The organism is Helicobacter pylori (genome assembly GCF_006439795.1).
In the GTDB taxonomy this organism is placed as follows: domain Bacteria; phylum Campylobacterota; class Campylobacteria; order Campylobacterales; family Helicobacteraceae; genus Helicobacter; species Helicobacter pylori_CR.
In genome coordinates this window covers 41743-61519 of sequence record NZ_VEYL01000005.1, presented here as the reverse complement: position 1 = coordinate 61519, position 19777 = coordinate 41743, and the positions used below count along the sequence as shown (strand labels likewise).

Here is a 19777-nt window from a genome sequence, read left to right as displayed (position 1 = left end):
TACCTTCTTATTTCCTAGATAGTAACAAAACCTCCCCTTTAAATCAAAGCACATTTTTTCCAAACAAACGCCAAAAAAACAAAGTGCACACCAACACAAACAATTCCTTAAACAGCCATTCGCTTTGAGCGTGCGAGCGGGCAAATTCAGCGCTTTGGAGTGCGACTTCGCCCGCTTTTTGAGCGTTTAAAATATAAGGCGTGTAATAAAAAACAAAGAGCAAACACAACGCCCCTATCGCCACGCCAAGGATCAAATACACTAACGATCTTTTATAATAAATAAACGAAATGATTTCATAAAGTAACACCACAAAACCGATCGCGCCTAAAACATAATTGAAACGCACAAAGATTTGCGCCATGAGTTTCCCGCTCTCAAAGGGAGTCAAATTAAATTCAGGCAAAATGCTTGGGGCTTTGAAAACAATGGGTGCGACCATCATCCCTAAAGTGATCAAAGAGCCGCCCAAAATGCCTAAAAGAAGCAAATACACCCCTAAACCAAATTTTTTCATCTTCCACCTTTTTTAAGATTTTTGCAACAAATGGTTATAGTCTTTAAACTGCCACACTTGAACTAAGGGCATAAAAAATTCTAAAAGGGCTTGAATGTCAGTGATTTTATCTTTTAAACCGATAAACACTTCAATCTTCACGCCTTTTTCTAATAAAATTCTAATTATAGAATCACTATACTTGTAATCCAATAAAAATTCTAATTCTTCTAAAGAACCCTTTTTTTTAAAACGCTCCAATTGAGTGCTCAAGCCCACTTCCTTATAAAAGTTATCCATGTAGCTTTGCGGATCTTTTTGAAACGAAGAAAGTTGCAAGCGTTTGAACGCCAAACTCTTATGCGCTAGCATGCACGGCGAAAACAATAACAAAGAATTGATGCGGCGCTGTTGTAAGACTTCATTATAAGCGTATTCTATCGCCTTAATCACCCCCATAGAAAAGCCTGACACATCATAAGCCCCTTTTAAAAGCCACTCTTCAAACAAAACGCTTTCATTAACAAACCCAAAACCACTAAAAAAACGCATTTTCACCCGTTCAATAAATCATACAAATGAGAATGTTCTAAATATTCTTGCTCCAATAATAGAGCGCTTAACCGCTTGCAAGTCGTTACTTGGGGTTTTAAAAACTCCAGTTGCTCTTCATAAAGAACGCTTAAAGACTCTTTTGTAGGGGCTAAAAGAAGCTCACTGGCCATAAATTCGTTCAAAAATTTCGCTTTTTGCAAGTCTTGTTTAGACAGACTATAACGCTCCTTATAGAGCAACTCTAAAATAATTGTCCCGCTCAAATACACTTTAATGTAATTTTTAATCTCGCTCTCGCTATGGATTTTATTTTCATTAAAAGCGATAAATTCCCCTAATAATGGCGCTTTATCAAATTCAATTTCTAGCCAATACGCGCTCAAGGCTTTCGCGCTTTGATACAAAGCGACTAATTCTTTTTGGTTTTCGTCTAAGGTTTGGGGCTTTTTCTTGCCATAAGCGATCTTGTCTTTCACTTCTAAAATGTCGCTCTCAGCGATTTCGGTTCGTTGGTGTTTTAGGGCGTTTAGAGCGCTTTCATTGATTAGAGTCGCTAACATCGCCCCGCTAAAACCCACGCAAATTTTAGCGATCTTAAGATAATTGAGCGCATGCTTTTTGTTTTCTAAAAGCTTTTCTAAAATGCTTTGTCTTTCTAGTAAATCCGGTAAAGAAATGAAAATACGCCGATCAAATCGTTTGCTCCTTAATAGCGCTTCATCCATCACTTCCATTTGGTTAGTCGCTCCTATCACCACCACCTCATCGTTTTGCAAAAACCCATCCATTTCGGTTAAAAGCTGATTGAGCGTGGCTTCTCTTTCATCGCTCCTATGCCCTCCCCTAGCCTTACCCAAAGCGTCAATTTCATCAATAAAAATAATAGAGGGGGCATGCCTTTTAGCATGCATGAAAAGTTCATGCACTTTTTTAGCCCCAGCCCCCACATAAATTTGAGAAAACGCACTCCCGCTTTCATAAAAAAACGGCACTCTGGCTTCACTCGCTAAGGCTTTAGCGATCATGGTTTTCCCCACTCCAGGAGGCCCGATTAAAAGCACGCCTTTAGGGAGAAAAATCCCCAAATCCTGGTATTTTTTAGGGTTTTTTAAATAATCTATCACTTCTAATAATTCTTCTTTAACTTCATCCACCCCTGCAATGTCTTCAAAACGCACCCCTAGCGCATCGTATCGCTGGAATGCATTTTCTAATTCGTTTTTAGATGCACTTTCTAAACTCATTTTAGTATCCAATCGTTTGGGCAAACGCCAAAAAATCCCAAAAAGCATGCTAGAAATGAAAAAAAGCAACGCTAAATTCATTTTAGAACCCTTGCTTAAATTTTCTCGTCTTTCTATGGGCATGCTTTCTGGGATTTTATAAACTCTTAAAAAGGCTTCTTTGTTGGTTTTATAAAGACCCTTGTTAGCATAAAAATAATTTTCATCTTCAACTAGAGTTTGCTTAGGGTGAGATTGGATCACATAAAAAAAGTCCTTACCCGATATGAGCCTAGAGACATCGCTCAAAATTAAAAAAAGAAGCAAGCAAAAAGTAAGGATCAAAAACCCTAACGCCAACACAAGCGAGCGGTTTTTGATGCGTTTAAAGGGAGCGGTGAGGTTTTCTAAAAATTTAGAAAACGGCATGATTTTCCCTCTCCTTAATTTCATACTCTTTGATTTCTAAAAAACTAGCCCTTAAAGGCTTATCGCTTTTGATTTTAATGGGGTTGAAAAATTGATCTAAGGCTTTAAATTCGCCGTCTTTTTGCGTTTCCACTAAGGCTTTTAGGGGCGTATTGAGCTTGAGTTGCAATTGCCTGAACGCCTTATTTTTATGAAAAATCAAATCTTTAATCGCATTCAAACGCTTTTTAGAATCTTCCAAGCTCACGCTATCAGTCATCAAACTAGAGAGGGTGTCTTTGCGTTTGCTGTAAATAAAAGGGTGGATGTGCGTTAAAGGCAAGCTTTCTAAATTTTTAAACGCTTTTTCAAAAACGCTTTCGCTCTCGCCCGGATGCCCTACAATAAAATCCGTGCCGATAGCAAAATTCTTAGAAGCGATTGTTTCTAATAATTCCCTATCGCTTTTAGTGCGGTTTCTTCTGTTCATCCTCTCTAACATGAAATCATGGCTGTGCTGTAAAGCGATATGCAAATGTTTTTCTAAAAAATCCTCTTCTAAAAGCTCTAAAAATTCATCGTTGATTTGATTAGGCTCTAAGCTCCCAATCCTTATGCGCTTTAATCCAACAATCTGGCTTAATTTTTTAATCAATCGTGCGATATTGCTTCCTCTATCTTTCCCATAGCTCCCTACATTGGTGCCGGTTAAAACCACTTCTTGAACCCCTTTAGAACATAAAAGGCCCACTTGCTCTAAAATTTTCCTTTCTTCAAAGCTCCTAGCCCTCCCTCTCACGCTTGGGATAATGCAATAATTGCAGTCAAAATCACAGCCTTCTTGGATCTTGATAAACGCTCTAGTCTTACCCACAAACTCGCTCACCATCGTGGTGTCTAAGTGCTTGTTTTCTAAATTGTCATCTATAAAAAAACGCTTTTTTTCTTGTAAAAGCGCGTTAATCTTTTCTTTATTGTCATGCCCAAAAACGCCCTTTAAAAACCCTTTTTCAAAAAGCTCTTTGCCTTGGGTTTTCACCCCACAACCAGTAAATAACACTTCCTTATCCAATCGCGCCATTTTTTTAGCGTAACTCCTTACCGCGCTATCGGCCCCATTGGTCACGGTGCAAGAATTGATCACAATAATATCGGCTTCTTGTTCTTCTAAGGTCGCGCTAAAATCCTTTAAATTTTCGCCCATCACTTGCGTGTCAAAAAGATTCGTCCTGCACCCAAAAGTTTTAAAATAGACTTTTTTCATTTTTGTTCCCTTTTATTCCCAAAACCATCGCCTAGAGCATCAGCATCCACTTTAAGCAGCTTGCTGGTCGTATAAGCGATATGGATATTTTCTTCTTTCAAAAAAGCTTCAACAATTTCAGCCACAATCTTGCTCCTTAAAGACATGGTCGCATACGAATTGGTTTGATACCACACCGAGATTTTTATCCCGTTACTTTCAGGCATCAAAAAGCATCGAGGCTTCACACTCAAACTCCTTAAAGAATACCGGTCGCGCATTTTATTGAGCTGTTTATAGGTAATATCCGTGTATTCTTTAGACAATTCTGTAGCGATGTTGAGTGCAATTTTAGAAGCTTTTTTAAAATCAGAATCAAATGTAACGCAAAAATCCACGCCATCCCAAACCGTTTTCATCCCAAAATGGCTGTAATTAGCAAACATGGTGGTGAAAATATAATTATTAGGCACAAAAATAATCCGGCCCGCTCTCCTGTTGTTCGTATAAGTGGTAAAGGTTACGTCTTCTAAAATCGTAATGTGCAACATAGAAATATCCAACACATCGCCAATAAAAATATCCGTCCCCTTAGCGATACGCACCCTATCGCCCACATGCACGCTCCCCCCAATCAAAATAATAAACCACCCAAGCAAGCTCATGAACAAATCTTTCATCGCAATCGCTAGGCCCGCGCTCGCAAAGCCTAAAACCGTGACCAAGTAAGTAACGTTTTCTAAATAAGAAAAAAGAAAGATTAAAACGATCACGCTCACATTCACGAAGTTAATGGCTTTATTCACGGTATAGACGCGCTCATTATTTTCAATGTATTTACTGGAAATGATTTTTAAAATCCAAGCAAACACCACGCTCAAAAGGGCCGCTAAACACACATAAACCAATTTAAAAAGCTGGTTTTTAACTTGAGATTTAACGATGCTTATAGCCTCATCGCTGTCTTTTTGGAAAATCCCAATCGTGGTTTTTAAAATGTTTTGAGCCCCTTGCAATTCCAAGCGTTTGGCTTGAGTTTGATAAATTTCATCGCTTAATTTCGCGCTTTTATCCAAAGCGTGCCACTGATTTAAAAGCTGGTGTTTTTGATCTAAAAGCCTTAAAACTTCTTCTAAAGAAGTCTGGTTGTTTTTAAGACTTTCATGCTTTAAACGCATGCTTTTAATGAAAGAAATGCCATCAATGATCGCAATAGGGTTAGCGATATTAGGGATATTGGGGATATTAGGACGCTCTATCAAATCCTTAAAAGGATTGACCCCATAGCTTTCAAACATTTTTTGCTGGGATTCTAAAGCCTTTAAGGTGTGCTCTAAGGTGCTAATCTTTAATAAATCCTTACTTTTTTTATTTTTTAAACGCCTTAATTCCTGCCTCACGCTCTCTTTTTCGGTATAAATTTGATTGTAGATCTTATAGTTTTCAAATTTTTTCAACCACACATTATCGTCTTTGGCGAGTTTTTTATCCACTAAAGCCATTTGTTTTTGTATGGACAATAGATCTTGGCTTTTATCTTCTGCTTGTAAAAACAAAAAACAAAAGAATAATAATACCCTTAATGCCATTTTTCTAACACCTTTATGATCGTTTCTTTGGGGATATGAGAGGCAATTTCAAACGCTCCAACGCCTTTAGGCAGAATGAATTTGATTGCCTTATTCTCGCTTTTTTTGTCTAAAAACAAGCGTTCGTAAAATTTTTGAATATCTGTGATTTGGTAATTAAATATCAAATCAAATTTTTTCAATAAATCTTCTATGCGTTCGTATTCTTTTAGAGTGAGCATGCCTAAAGAAAGGGCTAAATCATTAGCCATGCGCATGCCAATAGCGATCGCTTCGCCATGCAAAAATCGCTCATAATCAGTCTCTTTTTCTATCGCATGCCCAAAGGTATGCCCGTAATTGAGCCCAGCCCTGATATTTTGCTCTTTTTCATCTTGCATAACGACTTGAGCTTTGATATAAACGCTTTGAAAGATTACTTCTTCTAAACAATCTTTTAAATCCTTTGTTTCCAATCTTTCTACCAAGTTTTTATCAAAACACACCGCCATTTTAATGATTTCAGCAACCCCTGCTTGAAATTCCCTTTTTTCAAGGGTTTTTAAAAAAGACAAATCAATATAAACCGCTTTAGGCTGGTGGAACGATCCGATTAAATTCTTGCCATAAGGCGTATTGATCCCTGTTTTCCCCCCCACGCTCGCATCCACTTGAGCGAGCAAAGTCGTAGGGATATTAATAAAATCAATCCCCCTAAAATAAATACTGCTAGCAAACCCCACCATATCGCTTATCACTCCCCCACCAAGGGCTATCATTAAAGAATGGCGGTTTAATTGCATTTCAAAGGCGTTGTTTAAAATGCGCTCTAGTGAATGAAAATTCTTGTATTTTTCTCCGGACTCTATCACGCACACTCTGACTTCTAAGGCTTTCAAGTGCTTTAATAAATACGATAAATGCAACCCGGCCACGATGCTATCGCTAATAATGAGGGCTTTTTGTTTCAATTTAATTTCAGGCAGTTCCCCCAAAAACACTTTATAGCTTTTTTCTCTTAAAGGGATTAAAATTTCTTGCATTCTTTCACTCCGCTACAGGGATAAAAATTTGAGGGTTATCATCGTTTAAAAACGCTAATTTTTCCACTTTAGTGGATAAAAACCACCAAAAGCGCGTGTGCGTGATGCACTCTTCAAAAGGCATGAAATGCAAAATGGGATTTCTTAAAGAATTGAGATACATGATAGGATTTCTAATATCGGTTTGGAAAATCTCAATCTTGCGGTTGAGCGTGTTGGCTAAATTTTCATAATGATTGACAATCTCGTTTTTATAGCGCTTGTTAGGGTCAAAATCATAGAGCAACAAGCCCAAATCCATTTGCATAGACACATCAAAAATCACTGAAGACATGTCCTCATTAATATCCAAGCTTTCATTCAAAACCACCACGCTTTGAGAGGTTTTAGACAAGCCGGAAGTGTTGGTTTTATAAACTGGGGTAGCTGTTTTATACAAGGCCTTTCGGTGTTTTTTAGATAAAAAAAGCTCTCTGCCTACCACGATTAGGCCCATTTTTTTCTGGTGGTCTTCATGGAGTTTTTGGATAAAACTTTTCCTGTAAAAATCAAAATTCACTTCAATGCTTTCGGTTTCTAGCGCTAAAAATTTATGGTAAAACTTAGGGCTAGTGGGGTGTAAAACCTGGATATAGAGCTTGTAGCTCTTTAAATGTTTGTGCAAAAACAAGGCTTGATACACATCGCGCATCATCGCTTTTCTGTTCTGCAAACGCATATCAATGTATAAATAAATGCTCTTACCAAAGGGGGCTGGGAACTGCCCCACATTGCTTTTGACTTGAAGATACACCGCGTTTAAAATTTCCGGATTACCCGCCACTAAGAGAATGTCTCGCGGCTGGATAACCAAAGATTTAGTGGAAAGCAACAAAACATCGTTGCGATAAAGCCCCACAATCCTGTATTCTTTTTGCCTGATAGAGCCAATGTGTCTGTAAGCAAAAACACTCCCAAAAGGCACATCAATCTCCATGATCTCGCCCTTGCCTAACCCAAACTCTCTAGGGGTGCTAGGGATATTGGGCAAACGAGAAATGAATTTATTGGCTAAAACTTCAAATTCATCAATCAAAATAAGCTTTTCATCTTTATTTTCTTCATTGTTTTCTAAAGTTTTTTCACCATCTCTTTTCACGCTCAAAACCACGCGCATGCGTTTGAAATGGGTTTGAATGATTTTATGAATGATGCGCTGTTCTTTAAAATCTTGTATGATTAAAAACGCATCGCTCACCTCATCGTTTAACACTTGCAAAAGCCTGAAACTAGAAGTCGCATCAAAACAATAAAAAGCGAAAGTGCTTGGGTAGTTTTTAGGGATAAGGCTCTCATTTTTGACAACCACTATATAAAAATTATGATTAGAATAATGCCTTAGCACCAAGTCTAAAAAATTTTTTGCTACAATGCCATCTAAGATAAGGGCGATTTTTTTCAATTCCAAGCTTCCTAAAAAATGATTACGCCATTATATCCAAGATTAAGGCTTAAACGATGGATTTTCAACTCCAAGCGACGGACAATAACGCGCGAGCTGGTCTTTTAAATTTAGCCCATTCTCAAGTAACAACGCCTGTTTTTATGCCAGTAGGCACGCAAGGCTGTATCAAATCTTTAGACGCTATGGATGCACAAGAAATTTTAGGCGCTAAACTCATTCTAGCCAACACCTATCACATGTATTTAAGGCCGGGCGAGAAAGTGGTTGAACAATTAGGGGGCTTGCATCGTTTCGCTCAATTTCATGGGAGTTTTTTAACCGATAGCGGAGGGTTTCAAGCCTTTAGCTTGAGCGATAATGTCAAATTGCAAGAAGATGGGATCGTTTTTAAATCCCATATTGATGGGAGCAAGCATCTATTCACGCCCGCTAAAGTTTTGGACATCCAATATTCTTTGAATAGCGATATTATGATGGTTTTAGACGATTTAGTGGGCTTGCCCGCTCCCTTAAAACGCCTTGAAGAATCCATTAAAAGAAGCGCTAAATGGGCGAATCTTAGCCTAGAATACCACAAACAAAAAAACCGCCCCAACAACAACCTTTTTGCCATTATCCAGGGTGGGACGCATTTGAAAATGCGCAGCCTTAGCGTGGGATTAACGCATGAGGGTTTTGATGGCTACGCTATAGGCGGGTTAGCGGTGGGGGAAAGCGCTGATGAAATGCTAGAAACCATCGCACACACCGCCCCCTTGCTCCCCAAAGACAAGCCTCGCTACTTAATGGGCGTAGGCACGCCTGAAAACATTTTAGACGCTATCAGTTTGGGGGTGGATATGTTTGATTGCGTGATGCCCACCAGAAACGCCAGAAACGCCACCCTTTTCACGCATTCTGGCAAAATTTCTATCAAAAACGCGCCCTATAAATGGGATAATACGCCTATTGAAGAAAATTGCACCTGTTATGCTTGCAAACGCTATTCTAAAGCCTATTTGCACCATTTGTTTAGGGCTAAAGAAATCACTTACGCTCGTTTGGCTAGCTTGCACAATTTGCATTTTTATTTAGAGCTAGTGAAGAACGCCAGAAACGCTATTTTAGAAAAGCGGTTTTTGAGTTTTAAAAAAGAATTTTTAGAAAAATACCACTCTTGTTCGCATTGAGTGGTAAAATGTAAAAAATACTAAAAAGCATTTTTTACAATCAATGACAAAGAGCTTGCGTGAGTAAGCGATAACTTTTTAAAAAAAGCGGTCTTCTTGAGTTAGGGGGTTATTTAAGGGGGGTTGTAGGGGGAATTATTTCAAAATACCCCCTATCCCCTTAAGGAAGTGAGTTTTTACTATAAAAATTAAATTTAAAAACCCTATTTTTTGAAAAAATGTAAGGTTTTGAGTATCCATTCAAGGATAACAAAACCCTATCTTTGATAGATCTCAGGGTGGGTGCTTTTAAAACGCCTGTGGAACCAAAAATAACTTTCTGGGTGGTTTCTGATCACTTCTTCGCACAAACTCGCTTGGGCTTGCGTGCATTCTAAAATATCATTTTCAGCGTTATCAGTGATTTTAGAGCGGATACTTTCATAATAGGTCGCTGTGTAATGCGAATAATCGTCATTAAAATCAATGAATACCGGCTGGATGTCTATATTGTAGCGGCGCGATAAAATAGAAGCGATCGTGGTGTGCGTAGCGTCTTTATTAAAGAATTTCACCACCACCCCATCTTTAGGCACGACATTTTGATCCACTAAGATCCCCACAAGGCCGTTGCCTTGATTATACATTTTAATGAGTTCTTTCATCGCTCCCACTTTATTGACAAAACGCACCCCAAACGCTTCTCGCCTGCTCATAATCATGTGATTGATGGGAGCGAATTTAGTCAAACGCCCCAAACACCCCCTACCATAATTTTCATAATATTGCGCTAAAGTCGTGCCTACCGCTTCCCAATAGCCAAAATGCATGCATAAAGTGATCGCTTGGCCTTCCTTATTTAAAGACTTCCACACATTTTCTTCATTGATGAGCGTGAAACGAGCGTCGTATTCAGCCTTAGGGATAAAGATCACTCTAATGGTTTCTAAAATGATGAAAGCAAAATTTTCATACCCCTTTTTAATGATCCTTTTTTTCTCTTCTTCGCTTTTAGAATCTCCAAACACAAAATCCAAATTGGCTTTAGCGTCAAAATAACGGCGCCTATCAAAGGTTCTCATCAGCCACGCTAAAGCTTTAATGCACCTTAAAAACCAAAAATGGGGCATTTTAGCCAAAATAAACCCCAAAATATTCACTAAAGATTCCACGATAAAAATACTCAAAATACGCAGTTCTGTTTTAAAACCCTTATCGTCTTGTTTTGATATTTTTTCGTGTATGAGTCGTTCTTTGTAAGTCATTCTTTTTCCTTTAAAATGCTTAAAACGCATTCTTTAATCTTTTTAGGCTCTATGTTTTGGATAGAAAAATCCTTTTTATGGTAGTTGGCGTTTGAATTGCTGGTGAGCGAAACATTGATCGGGCTTTCTAATTTAAAACGCTCCATGGGCGTGTTGCCATAAAGGGTGATGCTAGGTTTTTGCAACGCCCATGCTAAATGCGTAATGCCCGTATCGCCCCCAATAATCAAATCCATTTTAAAGAGCAACGCCTTAACCTCGTTTAAAGTGAGTTTAGGGAGCAATAACACATCGCGCTGGTCTTTTAAAGCACCATAAAGCGTGGCGGCTTTCTTTTCATCAGCATGCCATAACAAGCAAATTTGAAAATTTTCTAACGCTAACGCCAGCTCTTTAAAGCACTCTGTGGGGTAAGTTTTATTGATTTTAGAGGTTTCTAAAACAAAAAGGATTTTTGGCTTATTTTGATTCAAATTTAACGCACCAATTTTTGGAGAATCTTGATAAGAAAACACTTTAGCCCTAGAATTTAAGCCCTCTGAAATTTCTTTTTTAGGCAAGTTTAGGGCATGGAATAGGAGCGTGAAATTGCGCTTTAAAACAGGCTCACTATAAGCGATAGAAACTTTTTGCGAATAAAAAAACGCGCTCAAACCCTCTCTAGCCGAAGCGTAATCAAAGCCGACTTTTTTAGGGGCTTTTAACATTTGAGTGATGAGAGCGGATTTGACTAGGCCTTGCATGTCAATGACTATATCGTATTCATAAGCCCTTAAAGATTTAAAAAGCTTGAAAATCTTCAAAGGGTTAAAGGTTGTAAGCGCGCTTTTTAAAGCGATGGGGTGTAATTTATCAATATAAGGGGAATGCTCTAAAATCGCGCTGAATCTTTCATCCACGAACCATTCTATTTGAGCATTAGGCAGACACTCTTTGATCACCGCCAAAAACACCGCGCCAACGATAATATCCCCAAGCGCTGAAAGCCTGACAATCGCTATTTTCAAGCAAACTCTATCGTCAAAGGAATGGGCTTAACGAGTTTAGGGAGCATCTCTTTAGCCAAGTAAAGCGTATCGTTAGAATGGATCACAAGCTTGTTTTTTTCTAGCGTGTATTTTAGATGATGGCTGTCTGTCAGGCACAAATTTTCAGCTAAAGAAAGGATAAAACTCAGCCATTGTAAGGTTAAAAGGCTTGGCATCATCGTGCTCATGTGGGCGATAGCGTTGTCTTTAGGGATTTTTTTATGGCTGAATTGCGCCAATAAGCAAATGATCGCTCTATCCTGGTGGCTAAAGCCATAACTCAAAGCGTTCAAAATAAAATACGCGCTGTGCTTGTGGGCTAAATAGACGCTTAAAATCTTACCCATGCTCGCTAATTCCCCCGCAATCTTTAAGTGGAAAAGGTATTTTTCATCTATTTTATGCAAAGGCGATAGGGCTTCAAACAATTTTACGCATTCTTTTTTGACCTTTTGGCTGTGCTTTTCATGGGGCAAAAAGCGATCCTTTAAAGAGATGAGAGAGGGGTTGATATTGGGGGGGAATTTATGGTAATGGTGGCGCAACAAATCGCTTAAAAACACGCCTTCTCTCACCCCTACGCCACTGGTGATCATCAAAGAAGTTTTTAAATGCTCCAAAACGACTAACAAAATCAACGCCCCACCCCTGATGCTATCCAAACGCTCTTCATTCACCCCCAAAAGCCGTAATTGATCTTCTTTGAGCACAACAATCTTTTCAATGAACGCTAAATTTTTATGCGCATCTATTTCATAACCATGCAAAGAATCAATAGGGTAATCAAAGCGTTTCATCAATACCTTACTCAACGCCCTGATCGTCCCCCCCACCCCAAAGGCGTTTTTATGCTTAAAGGGCAGTTTGGAGATCTCTTTTTGGATAAAGGCTTTAGCCAATTTGACATCTAAGTCTTTGTCTAAAAACATTTCTTTAATGCGAATCGTCCCAACATCAAGCGAGATGAGATCCTTAATCTTGCCCTTTTCAATCAACGCGCACTCCGTGCTACCCCCTCCAATATCTATCGTGATCCCTGAATTTTTATGCAACAAATTCGCGCACGCAATCCCGCCATAGAGTGCTTCTTTTTGCCCATCAATGATTTTGATTTGCAAACCGCAAGCCTTTTTCACCCTCGCTACAAACTCCAACCGATTAGGGGCATCGCGCACCGCTGAAGTCGCTACGCACAGGATTTTTTTGCTTTTGTATTTAAGAGCGATTTCTTTAAATTCGCTCAAGGCTTTAATGGCTCTTTGCATGGGGATTTCTTGTAAAACCCCATTAAACGCATAACAACCCTCTGAAATCCTAACCCTAGATTTGGTTTCAAAAAGCAAGTAAAACCCAAACTGACTCGTCTTTTTAAAGATAGCCAAACGCACTGAATTAGAGCCTATATCAATCACGGTTGTGATTTTAGCCATTGCTAGCCTTTAATCTTGCTCTTTCAAGCTTTCGTATTTGTATTTCAATTCCTCTTTGCTCTCTGCATTGTTAGGATCCGGTAAAATCGCATCTACAGGGCATACACTCACGCAACGAGGCTCATCATCATCATACCCGTAACACTCTGTGCATCTGTCTGGATCAATATTATAAATGGGATCGCCCTCTTCAATCGCCTCACTAGGGCATTCTTCTCTGCAAGCATCGCACGCAATGCATTCATCATTCACCAATAATGACATGACTAACTCCTTTTAAAAAGTTTGAATACGATTTTTACTCTAAATTAGCTTAAAATTCAATCTAAAAAGACTATTTTTTTTTGATTTTGAGAATGGGGGACTTCTTCTAGCACGCCTAAAACCCCTAAATCTTTTAAATGGGTGTGGTCTGGCTTGCGGGTTTCTACAAACACGCTCAAGCCCAAACGCCAAGAAAATTCTACCATGCCCTTTAAATCTTCTTTCAAAAGCTCTTCATCTAAAATGACCCCATCAGAGCCTTGAACAAGCGATTCTAAAAGCTGGTAATGGCTGATGAAAAGATCCTGATGGACAATCAAAGAACTCGCATGGCGGCGCAATAACCCTAAAACTTCTAAATCAAACACGCTTGGCACGCCTATTTCGTATAATCCTTTGAAATTGACAATGACGCATTCTGTGCGGGTGTTTTCTTCCAAAAGCGTTTCTAAAACCTCATCAGGGGTTACAAAAACGCAATCTTTAGTTTGAGGAATGACTCTAGGCAAGTAAGGGTTATACGACAGGCTTTTACCTAACATTTCATAAGAAAGCATGCCCTCTTTTAAGGCTAAGCTTTTTTGTAAATTTTCTAAAATCCCTATTTCTTGCATTCTTGAATGATTTTATTGTGTTCTTTCAATTCGGGTTCGTTTTGGATAAGCTCTTTAGCGATGCTAGAAAAGATCTTTTTAGCTTCCAAGCAATTCCCCAATTTGTAATAACCCCATGCTAAAGAATCCAAATAAAGCACTGAGTTAGAATCTAACGCTAAGGCTTTCCTCACAAGATCCATGCCCCTTTTAACATCCATGTCATAATCTATTAAGGAATACCCTAAAAAATTATAAAAGAAAGCGTCTTGCGCGTCTTCTTTATCTTTGGTTTTAGCAAGCCAAGCTTGGCGCTCTTTGGTGGCTTGCTCTAATTTTTGAATGATGGGCAACATCTCTTCTTTGGTGAGCTTTTTCTTATTCGTGCTCAAGCTTTCATAATGATAAATCGCCTCTAATCCTAAGAATTTAGGGTCTTTTTTTTCTTGATAGATCAAAGAAGCCTGTTTGGAAGCTTGATCGAATTTTTTTTGTGCGGTGTATAAATCCAATAGCAAACGCCTGTCAAAGGGGAATAATTCTGCGATTTGCTGGGCCTTATCAAACTCTTTTAACAAGATTAATACCCCTATGTAAAATTGGGCGTTTTGAACAATAGGGTTTTTTTCATACAAACGAGCGAAAGTTGTTTTAGCCAAATCAAGCTCGTTAAATTGCGTGAAAGTGTTGAGCGCTTTTTGGCACAATTGCTCTGAGCAACCATACCTGTCTATATGAGATTGCAACAAATCCAAGCCCTCTTTTTTACGATTTTGCAAAAAATAGATCGTAATGAGTTTTTCTAGGCTGTCTTCATCATGCACTTGGTTATAAAACTTATTCAACAACGGGAAAGCCTTATCCAAACGCTTTTGAGTCAAATACAAAGTCCCTAACACATTGTCTGTGGCTATGGTCTTTTCTTCTTTACGGATTTTGTGCAGCAATTCAATCGCCTTATCAATCTGCCCCATTTGCGCATAGCCATCCACTAAAATCTTATTGATAGAAACATCGTTACGATTATTGGTGATTTTTTGATAGAGCATGGCTAAATGCATAGCGGTTTTAATATCCCCTAAGCTCGCCGCTGAAATGGCCGCTTCTTTAGCATACACCACCTTATTGGTTTGCTTGTAAAGATTCATATAGCCTTTTTGAGCGGCAGCAAAATCCCCTCTATGGAAAGCGTCTGAACTCAACAGGATTTGATGATCTTCTGAAAGGGTTTCAGCCTTAAGGCAAGAAAACAAGCTAAAAAGCAATATATTTGCTAAAAATCTTTTCTTTATTGGAATATCCATTATTTTATTTCCTTTTTGTGTCACTATAATGAATTTTAGCACACTTTAGTTTCTTTGGTTTTTTGTGTAATGCCCGGACAGCTTTGACAAAAAGCTTCCTTTTGCTCTTTAGAGAAAGTTTTCACGCTCTCCCAAAAAGGAAAAGTTTGGCATTGTTTAGGGCGCACGCTATAAATCTGGCATTTTTTCGTCTCCAAATCCAAAAACACGCACGCCAAACCCAACTCTTTAGCGTCTTTTTCTAATAAAGAAAACTTATACCCCACCTTTTTAACGTATTTTTGACTGAATTCTTCTAATTCTAATTTTAAAAAAGCACTAATTTGTTGCATTTCTTGGATATTCAAAAAAATATACCCGCTTTCCCCCACGCAACACTTTGCCCCACAACCCTCGCATGCCTTAGGATTAAAACTGAAATCAAAATCTTGCATCAAACTACCCCTATCCTATTGGAGATCAATACTCACGCTAAATTGCACCAACAGCCCTTCATCATCTTTAGAAATTTTTAAGGGCAATTGGCTTTGAGCGCTCGGTAAATATTTGTTGATTAGGGTGAAAAAAAGATAAGTTTTTTCCAATTCGCTCGCTCTGGCCATGATAAAAAATTGGGTTTTTTGAAGGGGGTTTTGAGAGAGCAAGGGTTTGATTTTATAAGCATCAAAACATTTTTTTAAGATCTTTTCTAAAATCCGCCTGGACTCTTCATCATTAAAAATCTTTAATAAGGATTCGCTAGTTTCTTTTTGATTGCGATAGTTCGCTAGGGCTGTTTCAAAATGCCTTTGCGCGTATTCTAAAACGCTTTTTTTACGATTTTCTTCTAAAAGGATTTTTTTTAATTCCAGCATGCTAGGCCATAGAAAATACTCGGTATTGAGCCAACCCAATAAGGAAAAAACCCCTAAAAAAATAAGGTTTTTGATGATAAACCCTACATCGCTTGATTGTTCTCTGTCCAGGTGTGAAAAATGCAATGGCTTCATTTAATAGACTCCGGGTTTTTTATCAGTAAGGAATTAGAAAAGTTGGTGGAGACAAAATTAAACCACCCGTCGCTTAAGGGGAAAAATTCCGCCCTAGAATAATCAAACATGGGGTTTAGTTTGTTTTGAAACAAAAAATAAAAGGCTTCTTTAGAGGGGGTTTTACCACTAACCACCACGCTTTGCTGGTCTATTTCAATGCTATTAATAGTAATGAGATCCGGCACAATATTTAAAAGCCCTTGCAAAACATCTCGTATATCATCATTGTAATTCAAACGCTTTTTGGCTTCTTTAATGAGTTTTAAGGTTTCATCAGTCTTAACTTGTAAGCGGCTGATTTCATGGCGGTAGAGCCTTTCTTGGATCGTCAAACTAGACGCATTATCTTGAGTGTTTTTAATAGCGTTATGCATAAACCACACTAACCCCCCTATTACCACAAAAGATAAAAAAATGTAAAAAACCCAAATTTTAGAAAGCTTGCTGATAAGGTATTTCGCTCTTGGCTCAATATAGCTAAAACGCATGCTTTTCATTCTCCATGCGCGCTAAAATGTTCAAGCGCTCCACTAAAGAAAAATCAAGCCTATCCACTTCTATCATCAAAGTTTCTTGCAAATGCATTAACGCTTTTTGGTGGATTTGGCAGCTGTCTAAAACAACCACTTTTTCTACAAAGTCTATCTCTCTAGAATGATAGACGCTACGCAACCCCTCCTGCAAAACATCTGCAATTAAGGGGATATTCGTCATGCCTTCAATCAAACTATAAGCGTCCTCTGTTATTTTTTCGCTATTATCCTTACTGCTGTCTAGGCCTATCGCTTTCTCAAGGCTGTCAATATCTTCTTGGATTTCACTCAAAAACAAATCCACAGCCTCATTATCCATTCCCATAGAATCTTCTTCTTTGCTCTCTATAAATTCTTCAGGTTGTTCTTCTAAAAACACGGATTTGGCTAAAAAAATCTCTTTTTTATCCGCAATCAAAAAATAAAATCTTGAACGCTCCAAAAGCAAATACAACAACGGCTTATTTTCTAAATGATCGCGCACAAAATCATAAATAAGGCTAAAAGGCGAAAACAAAAAATCCACATCCTGGATTTTAAAACGCTTGAAATCCTTTAAAAAATCCTTAGATTCCACATAAACGCAATACTTTTGATTGACTTCACAAGCATGATAATCTTGATTTTCTTGTTTGATTTGTTCAAACGCCTGCTTTTCGCATAAAACCTCTTTAGCTTTACTCATCGCGCTGAAATAAGTGTAGGGGTATTTTTGGCTATAAGTTCTGGCAATTTTTAAGGCTTGAATAGGGACTTCACCATTTTTAGTCTCCACTTTAGTCTCAAAAGTTTTAAAAAATTTCTCTTTAATGCGATCGTTTTTGATCCTTATGACTTGAGTGGATAAAAGATTGTGATCCACATTAAAAGAGATATACACTTGAGAGCAAAACCTCTCTTTGAACGCTTTTTTTAACCCTTTAAGCACCCAAACCCCTTTGAGATTCTTCAAACCCAACAGAATCCATGCGCGTCTTTAAATATTCTCTAGCCCTTGAAAGTTCCCATTCTTTAGGGATGATCACCGATTCTAGCATGTAATAATGCACTTCGCTAAAAGGCTTAGGGATTTCAAATTGATCCCAAGTGTTCAACCGCCATGCGTTTTTACAAACCACCCGACAAGCGCTAATCCCCACGCCTGATTTTTGAGCTAAAGCGATCACCCCATCCGCTATGCTGTGTCGTGGGCCTTTAGGGCCATCAGGAGTGATAGCGACATCGCAACCTTCTTTCAAGCGTTTAAGCCCCTCTATCAAAACCTTAACCCCCCCTTTTTTGCTAGAGCCTCTAATGTTTTTAAAACCAAAGCTTTCAAACAAACCCGCCGCAATAGAGCCGTCAAAATGCTGGCTTGCGATCACATAAACAGAAGGTTTTTGAAGCCTTAAATACGCAAACCCAATCATGCCAAGCTCCCCATGCCAACAGCTTACAATAAAGGGTTTTTCTTTTAAATTTTGAGCTAAAAAATAGCGGTTTTTACAAGTTTTATGCAACAACCAAAGGACTCCAAACGCCAAACGAGGGACAACCTTTAAAACGATATTTTTCCTGAAAAATTTTAAGCTCAATTCTCGCCTTTAAACCCGCTCTTCATTGGTTATTTTGATTAGTTGCCTTTAATGGCCGCCATCAAGCGCCCTTTGGAATGAGAAATAATCTCCACTTTTACAAGCTCGCCCGGATTTCTTTTTTCCTTACAAGTTACTTCAATGAATTTCCCCGTATCGCTGCGCCCTTCAAAACCCACGATTTGATCATCCATTTCACGCCTATTTTCCACCAACACCACATGCGTTTTACCCACTTCCAACTTGGCTTTTTCTTCTAAAATTTCTTTGTGCCTGTTTTGCAACCTCTCTAACCTTGAAGATGAAACCTCTAATGGCACTCTTTCTTTCCAAGCTCCCGCTTCAGTGAAAGGGCGTGGGGAATAAATGAAACTATAGAGCGTGTCAAAGCGCACTTTTTCTAGCACCTCCATCGTGTCTTCAAAATCCTTATCGCTCTCATTAGGAAAGCCCACGATAATATCCGTACTGATGCCCACTTCAGGCACTAAAGCTTTCAACCTCTCCACCCTATTTAAAAACCACTCTTTACTATAACCTCTTCGCATCATCTTTAACACCGCGCTAGATCCACTCTGTAAGGGCATGTGGATACTCTTGCACACTTTAGGGTTTTGGGCAAAGCGCTCTAAAAATGCATCATTCATGTGCAAGGGGTGAGGCGAAGTGAATCGTATCCTTTCAATGCCTGGGATTTCGCTCAATTTATCCAGTAAATCGCTAAAACCCACTTTCGCATGCTCACTGCTGAAACGAACGCCGTAATTATTCACATTCTGCCCTAAAAGCATGAGCTCTTTAGTGCCGTTATTCGCCAATTTCTCAGCTTCTTTCAAAATCAAATCCATAGGGATAGAAATTTCTTTCCCCCTAGTGTGCGGGACAATGCAATAAGCGCATTTCTTATCGCAACCTATAGAAATGTTTAGTAACGATCGGATTTGAGCCTTTTTTTCAAAAAATTCAAACGCATACGCGCTTTCATCGTAATCAATCGCCACTTCAACCGCTTTTTCTTTATGGATCACTTGAGAGATTTTAGACACATTCCTAGCCCCTAACACAAAGCTCACGCTTGGGGCTTTTTTCAAAATATCCGCTCCCATGTGACTTGCGGTGCACCCGCAAACCCCGATTTTGGCGTTGGGTTTTTTGATTTTAGCGAATTGACCGATTTCTGAAAACAATTTCCTTTCAGGCTTTTCGCGCACGCTGCAAGTGTTGATTAAAATCAAATCCGCCATTTTAGGGTCGTTAGTCTCTTTATAATCCAGTTTGGATAGTTCGCTTAGTAGATGCTCGCTATCCCTAGAATTCATGGCACAACCCATGGTTTCAATATAAACTTTCAACACAAGCCTTTAAATAATGTGCAATTCATAAAGAAAATCTTTTTCATCAGTGCTGACCCTCACCTCATCTAAATAAGCCGTATGGCCTTTTTCTTTGAAAAAATCCACCGCTTTGAGCATGTCTTTGTGGGCGTTTGTGGGGGCAAAATAGAAAATAGAACGCTTGTCTTCACTAAATTTGCGATACAAATCCTCTAATTCCACGCTCTTAGCGTCTGATTTTCTCGTATTCTTGGCTAAAACTAGTTTCATTGACTCTTTCCTTAATTGATTTA

The 19777-nt window shown here is 38.7% G+C and carries 21 protein-coding genes; 1 reads left to right on the top strand and 20 read right to left on the bottom strand.

The features are described from left to right. Positions 1–43: 43 nt before the first annotated feature. The 7 genes from FIM66_RS03425 to FIM66_RS03395 are packed head-to-tail and all read right to left on the bottom strand — an operon-like array spanning position 44 to position 7977. Complete coding sequence (locus FIM66_RS03425; protein WP_140548035.1) at positions 44–517, bottom strand: DUF4149 domain-containing protein; 474 nt, start codon at positions 515–517, stop codon at positions 44–46. A 12-nt stretch (positions 518–529) separates the two neighbouring features. Next, positions 530–1048, bottom strand: a complete 519-nt coding sequence (bioV, locus tag FIM66_RS03420) for a pimelyl-ACP methyl ester esterase BioV (protein ID WP_120927649.1) — start codon at positions 1046–1048, stop codon at positions 530–532. Positions 1049–1050: 2 nt separating this feature from the next. Further along, positions 1051–2703, bottom strand: a complete 1653-nt coding sequence (locus FIM66_RS03415; protein ID WP_140600005.1) for an AAA family ATPase — start codon at positions 2701–2703, stop codon at positions 1051–1053. After that, the gene (gene mtaB / locus FIM66_RS03410; RefSeq protein ID WP_140600004.1) at positions 2690–3946 is read right to left on the bottom strand and encodes a tRNA (N(6)-L-threonylcarbamoyladenosine(37)-C(2))-methylthiotransferase MtaB; all 1257 of its coding nucleotides are present in this window, start codon (positions 3944–3946) and stop codon (positions 2690–2692) included. Before mtaB ends, FIM66_RS03415 begins: the two co-directional genes overlap by 14 nt. After that, the gene (locus FIM66_RS03405) at positions 3943–5514 is read right to left on the bottom strand and encodes a mechanosensitive ion channel family protein (protein WP_140540034.1); all 1572 of its coding nucleotides are present in this window, start codon (positions 5512–5514) and stop codon (positions 3943–3945) included. The genes mtaB and FIM66_RS03405 overlap by 4 nt, the downstream gene beginning before the upstream one ends. Further along, positions 5505–6536, bottom strand: a complete 1032-nt coding sequence (gene aroB / locus FIM66_RS03400; RefSeq protein ID WP_140600003.1) for a 3-dehydroquinate synthase — start codon at positions 6534–6536, stop codon at positions 5505–5507. The genes FIM66_RS03405 and aroB overlap by 10 nt, the downstream gene beginning before the upstream one ends. A 4-nt stretch (positions 6537–6540) precedes the next feature. Further along, positions 6541–7977 carry a COG3400 family protein gene (locus tag FIM66_RS03395; RefSeq protein WP_164865802.1) on the bottom strand — a complete coding sequence of 479 codons (1437 nt, stop codon included), beginning with the start codon at positions 7975–7977 and terminating at the stop codon, positions 6541–6543. A 56-nt stretch (positions 7978–8033) separates the two neighbouring features. On the opposite strand from FIM66_RS03395, the gene tgt reads away from it, so the two are divergent. Beyond that, positions 8034–9149 carry a tRNA guanosine(34) transglycosylase Tgt gene (gene tgt / locus FIM66_RS03390; protein ID WP_140548041.1) on the top strand — a complete coding sequence of 372 codons (1116 nt, stop codon included), beginning with the start codon at positions 8034–8036 and terminating at the stop codon, positions 9147–9149. A gap of 257 nt (positions 9150–9406) precedes the next feature. On the opposite strand, the gene FIM66_RS03385 is transcribed toward tgt, so the two are convergent. The 13 genes from FIM66_RS03385 to FIM66_RS03325 are packed head-to-tail and all read right to left on the bottom strand — an operon-like array spanning position 9407 to position 19754. Continuing rightward, positions 9407–10393 carry a lipid A biosynthesis lauroyl acyltransferase gene (locus FIM66_RS03385; RefSeq protein ID WP_140600002.1) on the bottom strand — a complete coding sequence of 329 codons (987 nt, stop codon included), beginning with the start codon at positions 10391–10393 and terminating at the stop codon, positions 9407–9409. After that, positions 10390–11400 carry a lipopolysaccharide heptosyltransferase I gene (gene waaC / locus FIM66_RS03380; RefSeq protein ID WP_140600001.1) on the bottom strand — a complete coding sequence of 337 codons (1011 nt, stop codon included), beginning with the start codon at positions 11398–11400 and terminating at the stop codon, positions 10390–10392. Before waaC ends, FIM66_RS03385 begins: the two co-directional genes overlap by 4 nt. Beyond that, positions 11397–12851 carry a Ppx/GppA family phosphatase gene (locus FIM66_RS03375; RefSeq protein WP_140600000.1) on the bottom strand — a complete coding sequence of 485 codons (1455 nt, stop codon included), beginning with the start codon at positions 12849–12851 and terminating at the stop codon, positions 11397–11399. Before FIM66_RS03375 ends, waaC begins: the two co-directional genes overlap by 4 nt. Positions 12852–12860: 9 nt before the next feature. Next, positions 12861–13115: a YfhL family 4Fe-4S dicluster ferredoxin gene (locus FIM66_RS03370; protein WP_000055463.1), complete on the bottom strand. Its 255-nt coding sequence runs from the start codon at positions 13113–13115 to the stop codon at positions 12861–12863. 56 nt (positions 13116–13171) lie between these two features. Further along, on the bottom strand, positions 13172–13729 hold the full coding sequence (locus FIM66_RS03365; RefSeq protein ID WP_140548045.1) for a beta/alpha barrel domain-containing protein: 558 nt from the start codon (positions 13727–13729) through the stop codon (positions 13172–13174). Then, positions 13717–15012 carry a tetratricopeptide repeat protein gene (locus FIM66_RS03360; protein ID WP_140599999.1) on the bottom strand — a complete coding sequence of 432 codons (1296 nt, stop codon included), beginning with the start codon at positions 15010–15012 and terminating at the stop codon, positions 13717–13719. Before FIM66_RS03360 ends, FIM66_RS03365 begins: the two co-directional genes overlap by 13 nt. Positions 15013–15047: 35 nt before the next feature. Further along, complete coding sequence (locus tag FIM66_RS03355) at positions 15048–15446, bottom strand: YkgJ family cysteine cluster protein (protein WP_001150532.1); 399 nt, start codon at positions 15444–15446, stop codon at positions 15048–15050. Positions 15447–15461: 15 nt separating this feature from the next. Further along, positions 15462–16001, bottom strand: coding sequence for a hypothetical protein (locus FIM66_RS03350; protein WP_140599997.1), 540 nt, complete (start codon positions 15999–16001; stop codon positions 15462–15464). Beyond that, the gene (locus FIM66_RS03345) at positions 15998–16531 is read right to left on the bottom strand and encodes a hypothetical protein (RefSeq protein WP_139521005.1); all 534 of its coding nucleotides are present in this window, start codon (positions 16529–16531) and stop codon (positions 15998–16000) included. The genes FIM66_RS03350 and FIM66_RS03345 overlap by 4 nt, the downstream gene beginning before the upstream one ends. Next, positions 16521–17504 (bottom strand): DUF8569 domain-containing protein, encoded by a 984-nt coding sequence (locus FIM66_RS03340; RefSeq protein ID WP_140599995.1) that lies wholly within the window; start codon positions 17502–17504, stop codon positions 16521–16523. Before FIM66_RS03340 ends, FIM66_RS03345 begins: the two co-directional genes overlap by 11 nt. Beyond that, a complete protein-coding gene (locus tag FIM66_RS03335; RefSeq protein WP_140599993.1) occupies positions 17497–18150 on the bottom strand; it encodes a lysophospholipid acyltransferase family protein in 654 nt (217 codons plus the stop codon). The genes FIM66_RS03340 and FIM66_RS03335 overlap by 8 nt, the downstream gene beginning before the upstream one ends. Positions 18151–18188: 38 nt before the next feature. Beyond that, positions 18189–19502: a tRNA (N6-isopentenyl adenosine(37)-C2)-methylthiotransferase MiaB gene (gene miaB, locus FIM66_RS03330; protein ID WP_140599991.1), complete on the bottom strand. Its 1314-nt coding sequence runs from the start codon at positions 19500–19502 to the stop codon at positions 18189–18191. A 9-nt stretch (positions 19503–19511) separates the two neighbouring features. Continuing rightward, positions 19512–19754 (bottom strand): nuclease, encoded by a 243-nt coding sequence (locus tag FIM66_RS03325; RefSeq protein ID WP_000780061.1) that lies wholly within the window; start codon positions 19752–19754, stop codon positions 19512–19514. Positions 19755–19777: the final 23 nt, after the last annotated feature.